The organism is Pseudomonas sp. MS01C9, from assembly GCF_058202755.1.
The window spans coordinates 1,318,469-1,334,488 of record NZ_CM177073.1; the positions used below are offsets into that span (position 1 = coordinate 1,318,469).

Below are 16,020 nucleotides of genomic sequence, written 5' to 3' on the forward strand. Positions count from 1 at the left end.
GGTCTCGCTTTATGACCAGAAACATGCGACCCCGAACGTTGAAAGCGCTGCTGGCGCCGTCCCTGCTGACCCTGGCGATGTTCGCCGGGGCCACCCAGGCCGCGGCTCCGCTGCGTCCGCCACAGGGCTACTTCGCACCGATCGAGAAGGTCAAGGTCGGCGACCCGGCCCAGGGCTGCGATGCAACGCCAACGCCCTATACCGGCGCGCTGCAGTTCCGCAGCAAGTACGAAGGCTCCGACAAGGCCCGCGCGACCTTGAACGTGCAATCGGAAAAAGCCTTCCGTGACAGCACCGCCGACATCACCCGGATCGAACGGGGTATCAGCAAGCAGGTGATGCAGTTCATGCGCGACGGTCGCCCCGAGCAACTGGAATGCACCTTGAACTGGCTGACCGAATGGGCCAAGGCCGATGCGTTGATGTCCACCGACTTCAACCACACCGGCAAGTCCATGCGCAAATGGGCCTTGGGCAGCATGGCCTCGGCCTATGTGCGCCTGAAGTTCTCCGAGTCGCGCCCACTGGCCAACCACCAGGAACAGGCGCAACTGATCGAAGGCTGGTTCAGCAAGATGGCCGACCAGGTGGTCAGCGACTGGGACAACCTGCCCCTGGACAAGACCAACAACCACTCCTACTGGGCAGCCTGGTCGGTGATGGCCACGGCCGTGGCGACCAACCGTCGCGACCTGTTCGACTGGGCCGTCAAGGAATACAAGGTCGGCGTCAACCAGGTGGACGCCGACGGTTTCCTGCCCAACGAACTCAAGCGCAAGCAGCGGGCGCTGTCGTACCACAACTATGCCCTGCCGCCCCTGGCGATGATCGCCAGTTTTGCCCAGGTCAACGGCGTGGACCTGCGCCAGGAAAACAATGCCGCCCTCAAGCGTCTGGGCGAGCGGGTACTGGCCGGTGTGGAAGACCCGGACATCTTCGAAGAGAAGAACGGCGAAGAACAGGACATGAAGGATCTCAAGATCGATTCGAAATTCGCCTGGCTCGAACCGTTCTGCTCCCTCTACACATGCTCGCAGGATGTGCTGGAACGCAAGCATGAAATGCAGCCGTTCAAGACCTTCCGCCTCGGCGGGGACTTGACCAAGGTGTACGACCCATCGCGGGATAAAGGTGAGAAAGGAAGCTAAGCCCACCCTCCCTGCCTGGCGGGGAATTCTGTGGGAGCGAGCTTGCTCGCGATGACGGTATGTCAGTCGCCACCAAAGTGAATGTCAGATCGCAATCGCGAGCAAGCTCGCTCCCACAGGGAATGTGGTTTGTTTCGAATGTAATCAACCCCCCGGTTTTCATGGGGGGGTTTGGGGGGGCTCTGGCCCTTGACTGTTGATTCAACATGGAGAGATCGGGATGGTATTTTCATCCAACGTGTTCCTGTTCCTGTTCCTGCCGATCTTTCTCGGCTTGTACTACCTGAGCGGGCAACGCTATCGCAACCTGCTGCTGCTGATCGCCAGCTATGTGTTCTATGCCTGGTGGCGGGTGGATTTCCTGGCGCTGTTCGCCGGCGTCACCCTGTGGAACTACTGGATCGGCCTTAAAGTCGGCGCCGCGGGCGTGCGCACCAAACCGGCCCAGCGCTGGCTGCTGCTTGGCGTGGGCGTGGACCTGGCCATCCTCGGCTATTTCAAATACGCCAACTTCGGCGTGGACAGCCTCAACGCCATCATCACCAGCTTCGGTCTCAATCCGTTCATCCTGACCCACGTGCTGTTGCCGATCGGGATCTCGTTCTACATCTTCGAGTCCATCAGCTACATCATCGACGTCTATCGCGGCGATACCCCGGCGACCCGCAACCTGATCGACTTCGCGGCGTTCGTGGCGATCTTCCCCCACCTGATCGCCGGCCCCGTGCTGCGTTTCCGTGACCTGGCCGATCAGTTCAACAACCGCACCCACACCCTGGACAAGTTCTCCGAAGGCTGCACGCGCTTCATGCAGGGCTTCATCAAGAAAGTGTTCATCGCCGACACCCTGGCGGTGGTGGCCGACCATTGCTTCGCCCTGCAGAACCCCACCACGGGTGACGCCTGGCTCGGCGCCCTGGCCTACACCGCGCAGCTGTACTTCGACTTCTCCGGCTACAGCGACATGGCCATCGGCCTGGGCCTGATGATGGGTTTCCGCTTCATGGAAAACTTCAAGCAGCCCTACATCAGCCAGTCCATCACCGAGTTCTGGCGGCGCTGGCACATCAGCCTGTCCACCTGGCTGCGTGACTACCTCTACATCACCCTGGGCGGTAACCGCAAAGGCACGCTGATGACCTATCGCAACCTGTTCCTGACCATGCTGCTCGGCGGTCTGTGGCACGGTGCGAACATCACCTACGTGATCTGGGGCGCCTGGCACGGTATCTGGCTGGCCATCGAGAAGGCCGTGGGCATCAACACCACGCCGCGCACCATCAACCCGATCCGCTGGGCACTGACCTTCCTGCTGGTGGTCATGGGCTGGGTGATCTTCCGTGCCGAGAACCTGCACGTGGCCGGTCGCATGTACGGCGCCATGTTCAGCTTCGGCGACTGGTCGCTGTCGGAACTGACCCGCGCCAACCTCACCGGCCTGCAGATCGCCACGCTGGTGGTGGCCTACGTCACCCTCGCCTTCTTCGGCCTGCGGGACTTCTACACCAACCGTCCTCCAGTCAAGACCAAGCCCGAGGTCAACACCGAGGCCGATGGTCCGGCCACCGCGCAACCGGGCCTGATCAAGGCCGTTCCGGGCGACAACCCGTCGAACATCCATGAACCGGGCTACACCGTGGGTGTCGAAGCCCAGGTGCAACCAGCCTACTGGGTCGCCGACTGGCCACGCTATGTGATGCGCGCCCTGGTGCTGCTGCTGTTCATCGCCTCGATTCTCAAACTCTCGGCGCAAAGCTTCTCGCCGTTCCTTTACTTCCAGTTCTGAGGGATCTGAACATGACCCGCTCATTACGCATCTTTTACATCGCACTGTTCCTGCTGACCCTGGTGGTGCTGGGCCTGTGGTCGATGCGCAGTTTCTTCGGCTTCAGCACCAACCCCGATGCCACGGTGCTCAACGGGCGCTGGGCCAAGGCCGTGGAAACCCACTACGACGACGAGTTTCCCATCAAGCGCCTGGGCACCAACATCTGGGCGGCGCTGGACTACAAGCTGTTCAACGAAGGCCGCAAGGGCGTGGTCCTGGGCCGTGACCAGTGGCTGTACAGCGATGAAGAGTTCAACCCGATCGTCAACGAAGAGCTGAACCTGCAAGGCAACTACGCGTTGATCGAGGGCGTGCGCCAGAAGCTCAAGGAGCAAGGCATCACCCTGGTGATGGCGATCGTGCCGGCCAAGGCGCGGCTGTACCCCGAGCACCTGGGTGAAGTGAAGCCATCCAGCATCCACGCCAACCTCTACCAGGATTTCCATGCTCGCGTGGCGGCGGACAAGATCATCGCCCCCGACCTGCTCGGCCCGTTGCAACAGGCCAAGCAAAGCGGCCAGCAAGTGTTCCTGCGCACCGACACCCACTGGACGCCGGAAGGTGCCCAGGTGGCCGCCGAGAACCTGGCCAAGGCCATTGCCGAGCGCGCTCCGCTCAACGGTGAACCGCAGCGCTTCGTCACCGAGCCTGTGGAAAAGATCACCCACAAGGGCGACCTGCGTCAGTTCCTGCCCCTGGATCCGCTGTTCGAAGAGCTGATGCCGGCCCAGGAGCCGCTGGTCAAGCGCAATACCCGCGAAGCCGACGACCAGCCGGCCGAAGGCGACGCCCTGTTCGCCGACGCCCAGGTGCCCGTGGCCCTGATCGGCACCAGCTACAGCGCCAACCCCAACTGGAACTTCGTCGGTGCGCTCAAGCAGGCCCTGCACAGCGACGTCGTGAACTACGCCGAAGACGGCCATGGCCCGATTCTGCCAATGCTCAGCTACCTCAAGAGCGACGCCTTCAAGAACAGCCCGCCCCAGGTGCTGATCTGGGAGTTCCCTGAACGTTATCTGCCCGTGAACAACGAAATCGGCGACGCCGACCCACAGTGGGTCGCAGAGCTCAAACAAGCCGGTGCGCGCCAACAGAACGTAGCCGCCAACACCCCATCCGAGACGCCCGACCGGGCGCAAAACTGAAAGAGAGGTCCACCATGACTTTCACCACAACTCATCGCCGTCTCGCTGCTCGCTCCTTCAAGGCCGTTGCCCTCGCTGCCAGCCTGAGCGCCCTGTCCTTTTCCGCCTTCGCCGGTGACTCGGCCCTGTACGGCCCGGTCGCGCCAAAAGGCTCGAGCTTCGTGCGCCTCTACAACGCCAGCAACGCCGAAGTCAGCGCCACCGTCGGCAGCACCAACCTGAGCGATGTCGCCCCCCTGGCCAGCAGCGATTTCAGCTTCATGCCCGGCGGCGACTACAGCGCCAAGGTCGGCAGCCAGACCGTACCGGTGAAACTGGCTCCCGATCACTATTACACCCTGGTCAACAACGCCAGCGGCCAACCACAACTGATCGAAGAACCACCGTTCAAGAACAAGCAGAAGTCCCTGGTTCGCGTGCAGAACCTGAGCGACAAGGCACTGACCCTCAAGACCGCCGACGGCAAGACCGAAGTGGTTCCGAACGTGGCGGCCAAAGGCCGCGGCGAGCGTGAAATCAATCCGGTCAAAGTCAGCCTGGCGCTGTTCGAGGGCGACAAGAAAGTCGGCGATCTGAAACCCGTAGCCCTGGAGCGCGGTGAAGCCGCGGTGCTGTACGTCACCGGCTCGGGCAGCAGCCTGTCGCCAGTGTGGGTCAAGCGCCCCGTGTCGACCCGCTGATGAGTTTTCCTGACTGACGCTGTGCCCTGTGGGAGCGAGCGTGCTCGCGATAGCTATCTGACATTCAACATGGATGTCGATCGATACACCGCCATCGCGAGCAAGCTCGCTCCCACACTGAGCACAGCTGTCATTCGGGCAAGGAACAACAACAAGAGAGTGAAACGACAGAACGCAGTAGCTCTATAACCATTTCGCTTCAAGGAGTAACACACATGATTCCGGTGATCTTGTCAGGTGGTAGCGGCTCACGTCTTTGGCCGCTTTCGCGCAAGCAATTCCCAAAACAATTCCTGGCCCTGACCGGGGAAAACACCCTGTTCCAGCAGACCCTCGAACGCCTGGTGTTCGAAGGCATGGACACGCCGATCGTGGTCTGCAACAAAGACCACCGGTTCATCGTCAACGAGCAGTTGGCCAACCGCAAACTGGAAGCCCAGCGCATCCTGATGGAACCGTTCGGACGCAATACCGCACCGGCCGTGGCCCTGACGGCGATGATGCTGGTCAATGAAGGTCGCGACGAGTTGATGCTGGTGCTGCCGGCCGACCACGTGATCGAAGACCAGAAAGCCCTGCAACGCGCCCTGGCCCTGGCCACCGTGGCCGCCGAGCGCGGCGAGATGGTGCTGTTCGGCATCCCGCCGACCAAGCCGGAGACCGGCTACGGCTACATCAAGTCGACCAACGATGCGCTGCTGCCCGAGGGTGTGAGCCGCGTTTCGCACTTCGTCGAGAAACCCGACGCCAAGCGCGCCACCGAATTCCTCGAAGCCGGTGGCTATTTCTGGAACAGCGGCATGTTCCTGTTCCGCGCCAGCCGCTTCCTCGAAGAATTGAAGAAGCACGATCCGGACATCTATGACACCTGCCTGCTGACTCTGGAGCGCAGCGAACAGACAGCGGACACCATCACCTTCGACGAAGCCACCTTCGCTTGCTGCCCGGACAACTCCATCGACTACGCGGTGATGGAAAAGACCCAGCGGGCCTGCGTGGTGCCACTGGCGGCGGGCTGGAGCGATGTCGGCTGCTGGGCGTCGCTGTGGGAAGTCAACGAAAAAGACGCCAACGGCAACGTCACCAAGGGCGACGTAGTGATCCAGGACAGCCGCAACTGCATGATCCACGGCAACGGCAAGCTGGTGTCGGTGATCGGCCTGGAGAACATCGTGGTGGTGGAAACCAAGGACGCCATGATGATCGCCCACAAGGACAAGGTCCAAGGCGTGAAACAGCTGGTCAACACCCTCAACGCCCAGGGCCGCAGCGAAACCCAGAACCACTGCGAGGTCTACCGTCCGTGGGGCTCCTACGACTCGGTGGACATGGGCGGTCGTTTCCAGGTCAAGCACATCTCGGTCAAGCCGGGCGCGTGCCTGTCGCTGCAGATGCACCACCACCGCGCCGAACACTGGATCGTGGTCAGCGGCACCGCCGAGGTCACCTGCGACGAGAACGTGTTCCTGCTGTGTGAAAACCAGTCGACCTACATCCCGATCGCATCCGTCCATCGTCTGCGCAACCCGGGCAAGATCCCGCTGGAAATCATCGAGGTGCAGTCCGGCAGCTACCTGGGCGAAGACGACATCGAGCGCTTCGAAGACATCTACGGTCGCTCCACCCCGATCGAACGCGGCGTGTCGGTGAAGACCATCGCGCAGTAACGTTCGGCCCCAAACGAAGCCCCCATCCAGCCCACTGCGCCCCCTATCCGCAGTGGGTTGGATGGGGGCTTTCTTATTTGGGCCGGGCTGCCAGGTCACTCGCCGCCATTGCCGGCCCAGTTCCATTTGCCGGTCATTCAAGCAGCCTTTCTCACCCTGGCCCCCTGAGCTTTGGCATGCCATCTCGTGACGTTCACTGACCCTGGAATCTTGATTTCCAAGCTGCCTCCAAACGCATTGTCGATCTGTTTGAGCAACTGGGAAGCATCCATTACTCTCGCCTGGACCGCCTTGATGCCCGAGAGCCCCAACAGCAACGCTTTCAGGTCCTCCAGGCGTCCCTTTACCATGGGCACCTTCTTCAAATCCGCAGCATGTGCCGGGTCCAGCACGTCCGGAGAAGCAAAGAAGTTGATGTCTTGCCAACCGGCTCCCAACGCCTCCTGCATCTGCTCGGAATCTTCAAGATCGTATTCGGCGAAGTGAGTCGCTGTCCGAAGGAAAGCCCGGTCATTGACCTCGTCGTCCACCGCCAGGAGAAAGAACGAAAAACCCATGTTCCCGGCCCTGGTCCAATCCTTTTCATTGGTATTGCCGCTCGAATCTCCTATCGTTTTCAACTTCGCCTTGACCAGCGCAAAATTCGACGAAATTTCGGCGAAGGAGGGAGACCCGCTTGCAGAGTAGGTGTAGTGCCTGAGCTTGAATTTTTTGTCTTTGGTGCTGGTCAATACCGCCTCCGGCGCCCTTTTGTCCTTGAATTGCAGTTGCCCCCCGGTTATTTCCTCCATCATCCGGAAAGGGAGCTCCCGATCCAAGGCGCTGTAACTGGCCTGGTAATACTCGAAAATACCGACTGCGGTTTCCAGTGCAGTCTTGGACTCGGCGTTCTCCCCCTGAACGTCAAAAAACGTCAGCGGATTGTTACGGACCATCCGATAAAGATTCAAACCGTCCACCTCCCCAGCCGGATCCGGATTGACCCAACGCTGCAGCCACGGCGCGTAATACCTGAACCCATAGTAATAAAGCCCCGTGGCATCGCGCTCCTTGCCTGAGTAGCGAACCGTCTTGTAGCTGACTTCGGCCTCGTCATCGCCGGCCAGATAGGCAGTCCCGCCGAACGGGTAGAAATGCTCCCGGCTGATGATCCGGGCGTCGTGGTCGAGCTCCAGGGCGATCGACCCCAAGTGATCGGAACAGCTGTAGCGATAGCGGTCGTTCTCTGCGAAAGGCGGCGTGCTCTCCCAATGCAGTATCCGAACGCCGTCGAGTCCGCCTCGGACAACGATGACCTGCAATGACTCGCCGTTGCCGCTGTCGGCGCGCAGTTCCAGCCCCGGCAGGTAACGCACCTCGGCGACCAGCGTGCGACTCGCGGTTTGCAGGGTACGAAGCTTGCGCACCCGTTGACCATCTCCTGCGTAGACATACCGCTCGCTATCATCGAGACCCGACGCCCGGGCTATGGGGGTGACCGAACCCAACTGGTTACGCAGGTCCCAGGCCAGGGAACGTCCCGGCTCCCGTTCCAGCCAATTGCCTTGCGCATCGAATGCCGCGTCGATCTCCTCCTCCGTCGGCGGCACACCATTACGGTATGGCAGGCCACGATTGCTGTGGCGGGCCACCTTCATCTGCTGTCCGTGATTCTGCGCACCGACATGGGTCAATTCCACCAAATTGCCGCCTTCATCGTAGCGGTAGGTCTGCCGGTAATTGCTGACTGCCGCCGGATCGCCGTGCCCCATGGACTCGGGCCCCTGGCTTGGGGCGCCCGCTTCCCATCCCGTGGCCTGGCTCAACTGATAGAGCGTGTCGTAGACGAAACGGCTGACGGGCTCGATCCGCTGGTTGGCGAAATAACGCACCGGCTGGGCCTTGTCTTCGATGCTCAGGACGTTGCCCATGGGATCGTAGGCATACTCCAGGTCCTGCAAGACCCGGTCGCCGTGTCGAACGCTGCGCGTCACCAAGCGACCATCCTCGGGACTATAGGCGAGCCGGGTCCGCACAGCGTTGCCGGCGGTTTGCTCTTCGACCTGCCCTTCGGCGCTGTAACGGATATCCCTCACCAGGGATTGCCACTGGCTCTGGCCCCGTAGCAACAGCTGGCTGCCAGCCATCCTTCCATCCACGGCCAGCGTCTGCCGCTGCCGATTGCCCCTGGCATCGACCTGCTCCAGCACATCGCCCTGCGGACCCAGGCGCCACGTCGTCAGGAACCCATCGCCAGGTTCAAGCAACGGCTCACGATCGGCTTCCCGTTCCGGCCAATCGGGAATGACCGCGTCGAGGGTAAAACGGCGCTCCTGGGCAAGGCGTTGACCGCCGAGGGAAAACGACGTCGACAGCACGGTTCCCGCCGGATCGTCATGACGAACCAGTTGGCCGTGCTGGTTGTGATCGCCATCGCCCTGGCCCGGATCACCATATTTCATGCGCTCGACGCACCGAAGCGGTTGGCCGGCCCCCTGCTCGAACACTGCCACAAGGCGCAGCGAGTGATCGTAGGCGATTTCCCGTTGGGTGCCCCGGCCATCCCAACTGCGCAGGTTTTCGCTGGCGAGCCCAGGCAGATCGACCTGTCGGCCCGCGTCGACGCTGGTCGTGAGCAGCAGGGTCGAGGACAGCGAATAAACCGCCGAAAGGTTGGCGGGGGTCGCTTCATCCTCCTGTCGCAGGGCCCACAAGCGTGGGTCCCATTGCTCGACCAGGCGCCCCGCCGTATCGATGCGGCTGCGGTTGATGCGTCGGTGCGCCGGCCCTCGCTCGAGGGTGCGACAGTAATCGACCGAACGGACCGGCAAGCGTCGCGGATCAACGGCAATCAACGTCGGGGTCCCCTGATCCATGCTCATCGTTCGGTCTCCTGGCCAAAGCCGCCTGCGCCTTCGCCATCTAACAAGGGGGCGTACAGCGCTGCCTACTGTCAGATATAACAGTGACGACCAGTGGATCGGCAGGGCAGAGAATATCCATGCCCCGAGCCCTCCGGTAGGATGTGGCTACGCTATCGGAGGCTTCGAACATGCTTATTGGCGTCTTGCTGGTCATTACCTGGCTGATCCTGCTGCTGCGCTACCCGGCCAAGGCACTGCCGGTGTCCCTGGCGGCGTTTGTCGGCCTGGGGCTGGTGGCCGCCTGGGTGATCTGGCAGGAAAACCGCGAGACCCGGCAACTGGCACGCCTGGAGCTGCGCCTTGCCTACGCTCCGGAACACTGCCCCGCCGACCGCCCGCTGCTGCTGAAACTCAAGAACGGCAACGACGTACCATTGGTCGAGCTGGGCTGGCGGGTCGCGGCCTATGCACCCGGCGACACCATCAACCTGGCCGACACCCCGTACAATGCACCGCGCTACCACGGGCCCGGCCAGTTGCAGCCCGGTGCCGACTGGCAGGATTGCCTGCCCCTGCCCCCGCTGCGTCCCGGCTATCGCCCGCAGACGCTGGAGTTTCGTGCCGAGCGATTGCACGGCAGCTTCTCCGATTGAGCCACTTTCCTCTTTTTCTGCACAAGGAACGCGCCATGCCCGTTGCGTTGATTACCGGATGTTCAAGCGGCATCGGCCGCGCCCTCGCCGATGCCTTCAAGGCTGCCGGATACCAGGTCTGGGCCAGCGCCCGCAAGGCTGAGGACGTCGCAGCGCTCAGCGCCGCCGGCTTCACCGCCGTCCAGCTGGACGTGAACGACGGCCAGGCGCTGGAGCAATTGAGCGAACGGATCAACCAGCAGCACGGCGGCCTCGATGTGCTGGTCAACAATGCCGGCTACGGCGCCATGGGCCCGTTGCTGGACGGCGGCGTGCCCGCCTTGCAGCGCCAGTTCGAAACGAATGTGTTCGCCATCGTCGGCGTGACCCGCGCGCTGTTCCCGGTGCTGCGCCGGGCCAGGGGCCTGGTGGTGAACATCGGCAGTGTTTCCGGTGTGCTGGTCACACCGTTCGCTGGCGCCTATTGCGCCTCCAAGGCCGCGGTGCACGCCTTGAGCGACGCGCTGCGCATGGAACTGGCGCCGTTCGGTATCCGCGTCATGGAAGTCCAACCCGGCGCCATCGCTTCGAGTTTCGCCAGGAATGCCGGCCATGAAGCCGAACAGTTGATCAACGAGCAATCACCCTGGTGGCCCCTGCGCGACGGTATCCGCGCCCGGGCCAAGGCGTCCCAGGACAAGCCGACCCCGGCCGGCGAATTCGCCGCCGGGCTGCTCAAGGCCGTGCAACAACCCAGGCCTGCCCGCTTGCTGCGCCTGGGCAATGGCAGCCGGACCCTGCCGCTGATGGCTGGCTTACTGCCCAAGGGGTTGCTGGAGAAGGTGTTGATGAAGCGGTTTGGGCTGGGTAGAACACTGTAGATGCGAAAGCGACAACAGGCGCTTTGTAGCAAGGGGATCGGGCCGAACACAAAACCCGTGCCCACTGGAAATCCAATGTGGGGGCAAGCCCGTTCCCACAGGGCTTAGCGGTGAAGAATGGGCTCACCCTGCGGCTCGACCACCACCGTACACGTCATCCCCGCCGCCAGCAGCACGCCATCAGGCACTTCATCAAGATGAATCCGCACCGGCACCCGCTGGGCCAGGCGCACCCAGTTGAAGGTCGGGTTGACGTCGGCCACCAGTTCCCGGCTTGCCGGGTTGTCGCGGTCGTAGATGCCACGGGAAATGCTTTCCACGTGCCCCTTGAGCAGCTCCCCGCTCATCAACTGCAATTGGGCCGGATCGCCGATGCGGACCTTGGGCAGCTTGGTTTCTTCGAAGAAGCCATAGACCCAGAACGAGTTCATGTCCACCACCGCCATCTTCGCCTCGCCGATACGGGCATAGTCGCCACGGTGCACGTTGAGGTTGGTGACATAGCCGTCCACCGCGGCACGCACCTCGGTGCGCGACAGGTTCAGTTCGGCCGCCTCCAGTTGCGCCTGGGCGTGCTGGTAGTCGGCCAGGGCCGAGTCGGCGATGTTGCTGGCGTCATCGCGGTTTTCCCGGGAGATCACCAGGCTGTCCAGGTCCGCGCGACGATGAGCGTTGACCTTGCGCATTTCCCAGGTGGCCTTGCGCGACGCCACCAGGGAACGAGCCTGCTTGACTGCGATGCGATAGTGCTCGGGATCGATACGCATCAACAGGTCACCTTTGCTCACCCGCTGGTTGTCGCGCACGGGCACATCGACCACTTCGCCGCTGACATCGGCGGCGACGTTGATGATGTCGGCCCGCACCCGTCCATCGCGGGTCCAGGGCGTGTCCATGTAGTGCACCCACAGCGTACGGCCGACCCACAGCGCCAAGGCCAGTACCAACAGCGTCGCCAGCAGGCTGAAGAATTTTTTCATCGCATCGATCTCAACGGTAGACCGTCAGCGCCAGCGCGCCGAACAGGCAGGTAAACAGACTCAGGCGCAGCAGCGCCGGGTGCCAGAAGAAGCGGTACAGATCCATGCCCGAGAGGAAGCGATCCAGGGCCCAGGCCAGTGCGGCGGCGATGAAGAACATCAGGGTCATGGTGGGCATGTAGACGCCATGGAAGGCGATTTCACGAGGCATGGTCAGGGTCCTGGGACAGCGGGGCGGCATGCGACATGGCATAGCCGGCCAATGGCGATTGCGGGTCCAGCAAGGAAGTGCGGATGAAATGCAGGTAACTCTTCACCCGGCGCAGGGCCGATGTGTCGAAGTGCGGCGCGAACGGTTCATCGGTGGCCTGGACGCGACCGATCGCCTGGTCCACTGCCACCAGGGCACGCTCCAGATTGTTCTGGCACGGCTGGCGGAACAGCCTCACCAGGGCTCGTCCCATCACGCGGATCGCCTGGCGCCACGGCTGGGTTTCGGCGTAGGCCGGATGCACCGGCAGGATCGCCTGTTCCTTGCGTAATTCGATGATCGCGTGCCCGACCTCCAGCACCACCAACATCCAGCGCAGCAAGTCCCGCTGCACCTGGGGCTGCCCCGCTGCCAGCCCATAGGCCTGATGCAGCAGATCTCGGGTACGACTTTCGAAGCCCGATGCCAGCCCCTTGAGCCGGCCGCTGATGGCGAACACAACTTGCTCGCGCAGGTCCTGTTCGAGCCGGCGCCACAGCCAGCGACTGTTGGGCGGCAGAATGATCGCCCCGGCAGCGGCACACACCAGCATGCCGAGAATCATCGCGATGTAGTCGTTGATGAAGGTGTAGGGGTTGTACACCGTCAGGTTGTCGGGCACCGAGCCCGTGCAGAAAAAGATCAGCAACCCGAGCCCGACCCCGGCGTATTGCGGTCGCGAACCGAGAAACGAACCCAGCATGAGCACCGGTGCCAGCACCATGCAGAGCAAAGGGAAACCGTCGATCAACGGGAAGATGAAGAACATCTCGACGAAACCCACCAGTGCCCCGAGCAAAGTGCCACAGGCCATCTGGAATGCCATGCGCTTGGGGTTCGGCGTCGCCGCCGACAAGCCCACCGTGGCCGCGGCGATCATGGTCATGGTCGCCCCGCTCGGCCAGGCCGTGGCGACCCAATAGCTGCCCAGCACCAGCAGAATGAACGCGGCGCGAAACCCTGATGCCAGGGCCGCGAGCCAGTTGGTCCGCGGCACATACGGCTCGTCCCAGCGCTCGCGTTCGTGGTGGTGATCCACCAGTGAAGCGTGGGTCAGGGCATAGCCATGCAAATCGTCGACAAATCGGTAGAGCAACTCGTAGGCCGTGTGGAAATCCAGCAACTGCGCCTCACTCGGCCCCGTTTCCTGGAACAGTGCCCGCAAGCGACGCACCTGTGCCGGCAGCTGGGCCTTGTACTCGGCCAAGGCCACCACCAGCCGCGCGGCGTCAGCGTCGGTCAGGGCCCGGGCGCTGAAGCCGTCCAGCAGTTCGGCCAGGTTGTTCAGGCCTGGCTTGATGGCGCTCACCACATGGTCGGCCGCACTGTCGCGCAGTCGTTCAAGCAACTGGTGCAAGGCATTGAAGCGCGTGGTGATGCCCATGAACTCGCTGTTCAGCCGGCTGAGCCGACCGTTGCGCCGACGCATGTGCGGATCCTCGAACACGGTCACGCTGCGCAGGCTCTCCAGGCCCACGGCCTCGGCGATGAAACGCACGTTGCCGGCCTCGAATGCCTCCCGCCTGCTGCGTCCACGCAGACCGTCGGTGACGAACAGGGCAAACACTGCGAAGCGCTGGTACAAGGCGTTGCGCATGGCGGCGCTGGCGGTTTGCGGCAGGATCGCGGCGCTGACCAGGGTGGAACAGAGGATACCCAGGGAAATTTCCAGCACCCGCCAGACCGCCGCCATGAACGCCCCTTCCGGATGGGCCAGGGCCGGCAGGCCGATCATCGCCGCGGTATAGCCGGCCAGCACGAAACCGTAGGCCCTGAAGTTGCGCGAACGTGTCGCCCCCGCCGTACAGAAACCGACCCAGATCGTCAGGCAGCCCAAAAACCATTCGGTGTTCTGGGCAAACAAGGCGATCAGCGCCACCATCACCGCCGAACCGGCCAGGGTCCCGAGGAAGCGGTAGAAACTCTTGGCGAACACCTGGCCGCTCTGGGGCTGCATGACGATGAACACCGTGATCATGGCCGTGCGCGGTTGCGGCAGTTCCAGGCGCATCGCCAGCCACAGGGTCAGGAACGCGGCGAACAGCACCTTGAATATGTAGACCCAGGTCACCCCGTCGCTGCGGGCCCAGTCGAAAAAACCGCGGCGCCATTCGAGGCGATGCAGCCAGCGCCATGAGGCGCGCAAGGAAGTCATCGAGGCAGGCTCACCGGTCCAATGCGCCAAGAATGGCCGGAGCCGGGGTCGGGCGTGTCGCCGCGGCGGCCGGCGTATCGTCGCCGGCTTCCAGCCCGCCCCCCAATGCCGTCACGAGGTCGGCATGGGCGCTCAGGCGCGCCGCCTCCACCTGCTGCTGGATCTGCTGTTGCCTGAATAGCAGGCTCTGGGCGTTGAGCACGCTGAGGTAGTCGGTGAGCCCGCGCTGGAACGCCACCAGGGCGATGTCGTAGGTACGCTGCGCGGCCGCCACCGATTCGGCCGCGAACGCCTGTTGCTTGTCCATGGACTCGCGCCGGATCAACTGGTCGGAAAGGCCCTTCAGCGCGTTCACCAGCGTCTGGTTATAGTGCGCCACGGCGATGTCATAACCGGCTGCCGCCTCTCCCAATTGTGCGCGCAGGCGCCCACCGTCGAAAATCGGCAACGACAGGGCCGGCCCGACGCTGTAGGTGAGTTTCTTGCCCGTCAGGAACTCCAGCGCCCCGCCGCCGGTGGCCATGTAGCCAAGGCTGCCCACCAGATCGACGTTGGGATAGAACCCGGCACGGGCCACATCGATACCCCTGGCCTGGGCCGCCACCTGCCAGCGCCCGGCAACCACATCGGGACGCTGGCCGAGCAGTTCGGCGGGCAGCGCCGACGGCAGCTTCAAGGGTGCACCAAGGGCCAGGGTCGGTCGTTGCAATTGCGCGCCCTCTCCCGGCCCCTTGCCCGCCAGCGCCGCCAATTGATTGCGACTCAGGGCAATGGCTTCATCGAGGGCGTCGAGCTGGCGATGGGTTTCCGGCAGGGGCGCCTGGGCCTGGCTGACGTCGAAGTGAGTGCCGATGCCGCCGTCCAGGCGTTTTCGGGCCAGCTCGAGGATCTGCTCCTGCTGGTGCAGCGTCGCGGCGACGATATCGCGCTGAGCGTATTGCAGCGACAACTGGATATAGGCGTGCACGACATTGTTCTGCAATTCCAGCTGCGCCTGCCGTGCCTGCGCCACGCTCATGTGGGCCAGGTCGACGGCCTGTTCGCTGGCATTGCGCTCCCGGCCCCACAGGTCCAGGGCGTAGCTCAAGCCCAAGCCGGCATTGTTGTCCCAGGTGGTGGTATTGGCCAGCTCGCCAGGGCCGTAGAACTGGTCGGTGGGCCAGTCGTGCCGCTTGAGATTCGCCTGGCCATTGATCTGCCGGGACTCGGCGGCCTCGGCGACCCCGGCCAGGGCCCTGGCCTGACGCACCCGGGCCACCGCCATCGCCAGGCTCGGGCTGCCTTGCAGCGCGAGATCGACCCAACGATCCAGTTGCCGATCGCCGTAGGCTTTCCACCACTGTCGGGTCGGCCAATGGGCGTCCCGGGCGGCTTCGCGGATCGCGGCATCGGTGGCTAGCCCATTGGCCGGCAAGGCCTCGCCCTGGGGGGCAATCCCTCCCGTCCCGATGCAACCGCCGATGACTGACGCCAAAACCCAAACACTGAGAGTCTTCAGCTCTCTGCTGATGCAACGCGGCACTTGCACAAAATTCCTGAGGGGGGCATGACGACGAGAATGGCGGCCTGTTGACGCAGACTTGTGGGAGCGAGCTTGCTCGCGAAGGCGTCCGGACATTCAATTCAAATGTCGAATGAGGCGACCTTATCGCGAGCAAGCTCGCTCCCACAGGTGTCCACAAGGTCCCGCTCCTGCTTTGGCGGCAATTCTAGGCAGGGCGTCGAGCGGCGATAAGCCGACCTTTCTGTGATTCTTTGTTACCGTTAACGCGATAATCCATTAGTCGGGGTCCCTTCGCGCTGTAACTTCA

General features: G+C 63.0%; 12 protein-coding genes. 7 read left to right on the forward strand and 5 right to left on the reverse strand.

Features of this window, described 5'->3' with window-relative positions; all coding sequences use genetic code 11:
- The first annotated feature begins 23 nt into the window (after positions 1-23).
- From AC1M7R_RS06060 to AC1M7R_RS06080, 5 genes are all read left to right on the forward strand, one after another.
- Positions 24-1,148, forward strand: a complete 1,125-nt coding sequence (locus tag AC1M7R_RS06060; protein ID WP_072397209.1) for a mannuronate-specific alginate lyase — start codon at positions 24-26, stop codon at positions 1,146-1,148.
- 220 nt (positions 1,149-1,368) lie between these two features.
- Positions 1,369-2,934, forward strand: a complete 1,566-nt coding sequence (locus AC1M7R_RS06065) for an MBOAT family O-acyltransferase (protein ID WP_072397064.1) — start codon at positions 1,369-1,371, stop codon at positions 2,932-2,934.
- An 11-nt stretch (positions 2,935-2,945) separates the two neighbouring features.
- Complete coding sequence (locus tag AC1M7R_RS06070; RefSeq protein WP_072397062.1) at positions 2,946-4,121, forward strand: alginate O-acetyltransferase; 1,176 nt, start codon at positions 2,946-2,948, stop codon at positions 4,119-4,121.
- A 14-nt stretch (positions 4,122-4,135) separates the two neighbouring features.
- Positions 4,136-4,801 (forward strand): alginate O-acetyltransferase AlgF, encoded by a 666-nt coding sequence (locus AC1M7R_RS06075; protein ID WP_072397060.1) that lies wholly within the window; start codon positions 4,136-4,138, stop codon positions 4,799-4,801.
- A 215-nt stretch (positions 4,802-5,016) separates the two neighbouring features.
- Positions 5,017-6,468 carry a mannose-1-phosphate guanylyltransferase/mannose-6-phosphate isomerase gene (locus AC1M7R_RS06080; RefSeq protein WP_072397050.1) on the forward strand — a complete coding sequence of 484 codons (1,452 nt, stop codon included), beginning with the start codon at positions 5,017-5,019 and terminating at the stop codon, positions 6,466-6,468.
- A 137-nt stretch (positions 6,469-6,605) separates the two neighbouring features.
- Here AC1M7R_RS06080 and AC1M7R_RS06085 read toward each other — a convergent pair whose 3' ends face one another.
- The gene (locus tag AC1M7R_RS06085) at positions 6,606-9,329 is read right to left on the reverse strand and encodes an RHS repeat domain-containing protein (protein ID WP_490610302.1); all 2,724 of its coding nucleotides are present in this window, start codon (positions 9,327-9,329) and stop codon (positions 6,606-6,608) included.
- Positions 9,330-9,499: 170 nt separating this feature from the next.
- Here AC1M7R_RS06085 and AC1M7R_RS06090 point away from each other — a divergent pair, with 170 nt between their 5' ends.
- A complete protein-coding gene (locus AC1M7R_RS06090) occupies positions 9,500-9,964 on the forward strand; it encodes a multidrug transporter (RefSeq protein ID WP_072397046.1) in 465 nt (154 codons plus the stop codon).
- A 35-nt stretch (positions 9,965-9,999) separates the two neighbouring features.
- Positions 10,000-10,824: an SDR family oxidoreductase gene (locus tag AC1M7R_RS06095; RefSeq protein ID WP_072397044.1), complete on the forward strand. Its 825-nt coding sequence runs from the start codon at positions 10,000-10,002 to the stop codon at positions 10,822-10,824.
- Positions 10,825-10,928: 104 nt separating this feature from the next.
- Here AC1M7R_RS06095 and AC1M7R_RS06100 read toward each other — a convergent pair whose 3' ends face one another.
- Genes AC1M7R_RS06100 through AC1M7R_RS06115 form a run of 4 tightly spaced genes read right to left on the reverse strand, consistent with a single transcriptional unit; the run spans position 10,929 to position 15,731 of the window.
- Complete coding sequence (locus AC1M7R_RS06100) at positions 10,929-11,804, reverse strand: efflux RND transporter periplasmic adaptor subunit (protein ID WP_072397042.1); 876 nt, start codon at positions 11,802-11,804, stop codon at positions 10,929-10,931.
- 10 nt (positions 11,805-11,814) lie between these two features.
- Entirely contained in the window at positions 11,815-12,015 is a 201-nt protein-coding gene (locus AC1M7R_RS06105; protein WP_072397040.1) for a DUF1656 domain-containing protein, read from the reverse strand.
- Positions 12,005-14,209, reverse strand: coding sequence for an FUSC family protein (locus tag AC1M7R_RS06110; protein ID WP_072431569.1), 2,205 nt, complete (start codon positions 14,207-14,209; stop codon positions 12,005-12,007). Before AC1M7R_RS06110 ends, AC1M7R_RS06105 begins: the two co-directional genes overlap by 11 nt.
- A gap of 10 nt (positions 14,210-14,219) precedes the next feature.
- A complete protein-coding gene (locus AC1M7R_RS06115) occupies positions 14,220-15,731 on the reverse strand; it encodes an efflux transporter outer membrane subunit (RefSeq protein ID WP_490610476.1) in 1,512 nt (503 codons plus the stop codon).
- Positions 15,732-16,020: the final 289 nt, after the last annotated feature.

What these genes read in the sequence shown, in the direction of transcription:
- AC1M7R_RS06060 (WP_072397209.1), top strand. Translation starts at nt 24, where the DNA reads ATGCGACCCCGAACGTTGAAAGCGCTGCTGGCGCCGTCCCTGCTGACC.
- AC1M7R_RS06065 (WP_072397064.1), top strand. Translation starts at nt 1,369, where the DNA reads ATGGTATTTTCATCCAACGTGTTCCTGTTCCTGTTCCTGCCGATCTTT.
- AC1M7R_RS06070 (WP_072397062.1), top strand. Translation starts at nt 2,946, where the DNA reads ATGACCCGCTCATTACGCATCTTTTACATCGCACTGTTCCTGCTGACC.
- AC1M7R_RS06075 (WP_072397060.1), top strand. Translation starts at nt 4,136, where the DNA reads ATGACTTTCACCACAACTCATCGCCGTCTCGCTGCTCGCTCCTTCAAG.
- AC1M7R_RS06080 (WP_072397050.1), top strand. Translation starts at nt 5,017, where the DNA reads ATGATTCCGGTGATCTTGTCAGGTGGTAGCGGCTCACGTCTTTGGCCG.
- AC1M7R_RS06085 (WP_490610302.1), bottom strand. Translation starts at nt 9,329, where the DNA reads ATGAGCATGGATCAGGGGACCCCGACGTTGATTGCCGTTGATCCGCGA.
- AC1M7R_RS06090 (WP_072397046.1), top strand. Translation starts at nt 9,500, where the DNA reads ATGCTTATTGGCGTCTTGCTGGTCATTACCTGGCTGATCCTGCTGCTG.
- AC1M7R_RS06095 (WP_072397044.1), top strand. Translation starts at nt 10,000, where the DNA reads ATGCCCGTTGCGTTGATTACCGGATGTTCAAGCGGCATCGGCCGCGCC.
- AC1M7R_RS06100 (WP_072397042.1), bottom strand. Translation starts at nt 11,804, where the DNA reads ATGAAAAAATTCTTCAGCCTGCTGGCGACGCTGTTGGTACTGGCCTTG.
- AC1M7R_RS06105 (WP_072397040.1), bottom strand. Translation starts at nt 12,015, where the DNA reads ATGCCTCGTGAAATCGCCTTCCATGGCGTCTACATGCCCACCATGACC.
- AC1M7R_RS06110 (WP_072431569.1), bottom strand. Translation starts at nt 14,209, where the DNA reads ATGACTTCCTTGCGCGCCTCATGGCGCTGGCTGCATCGCCTCGAATGG.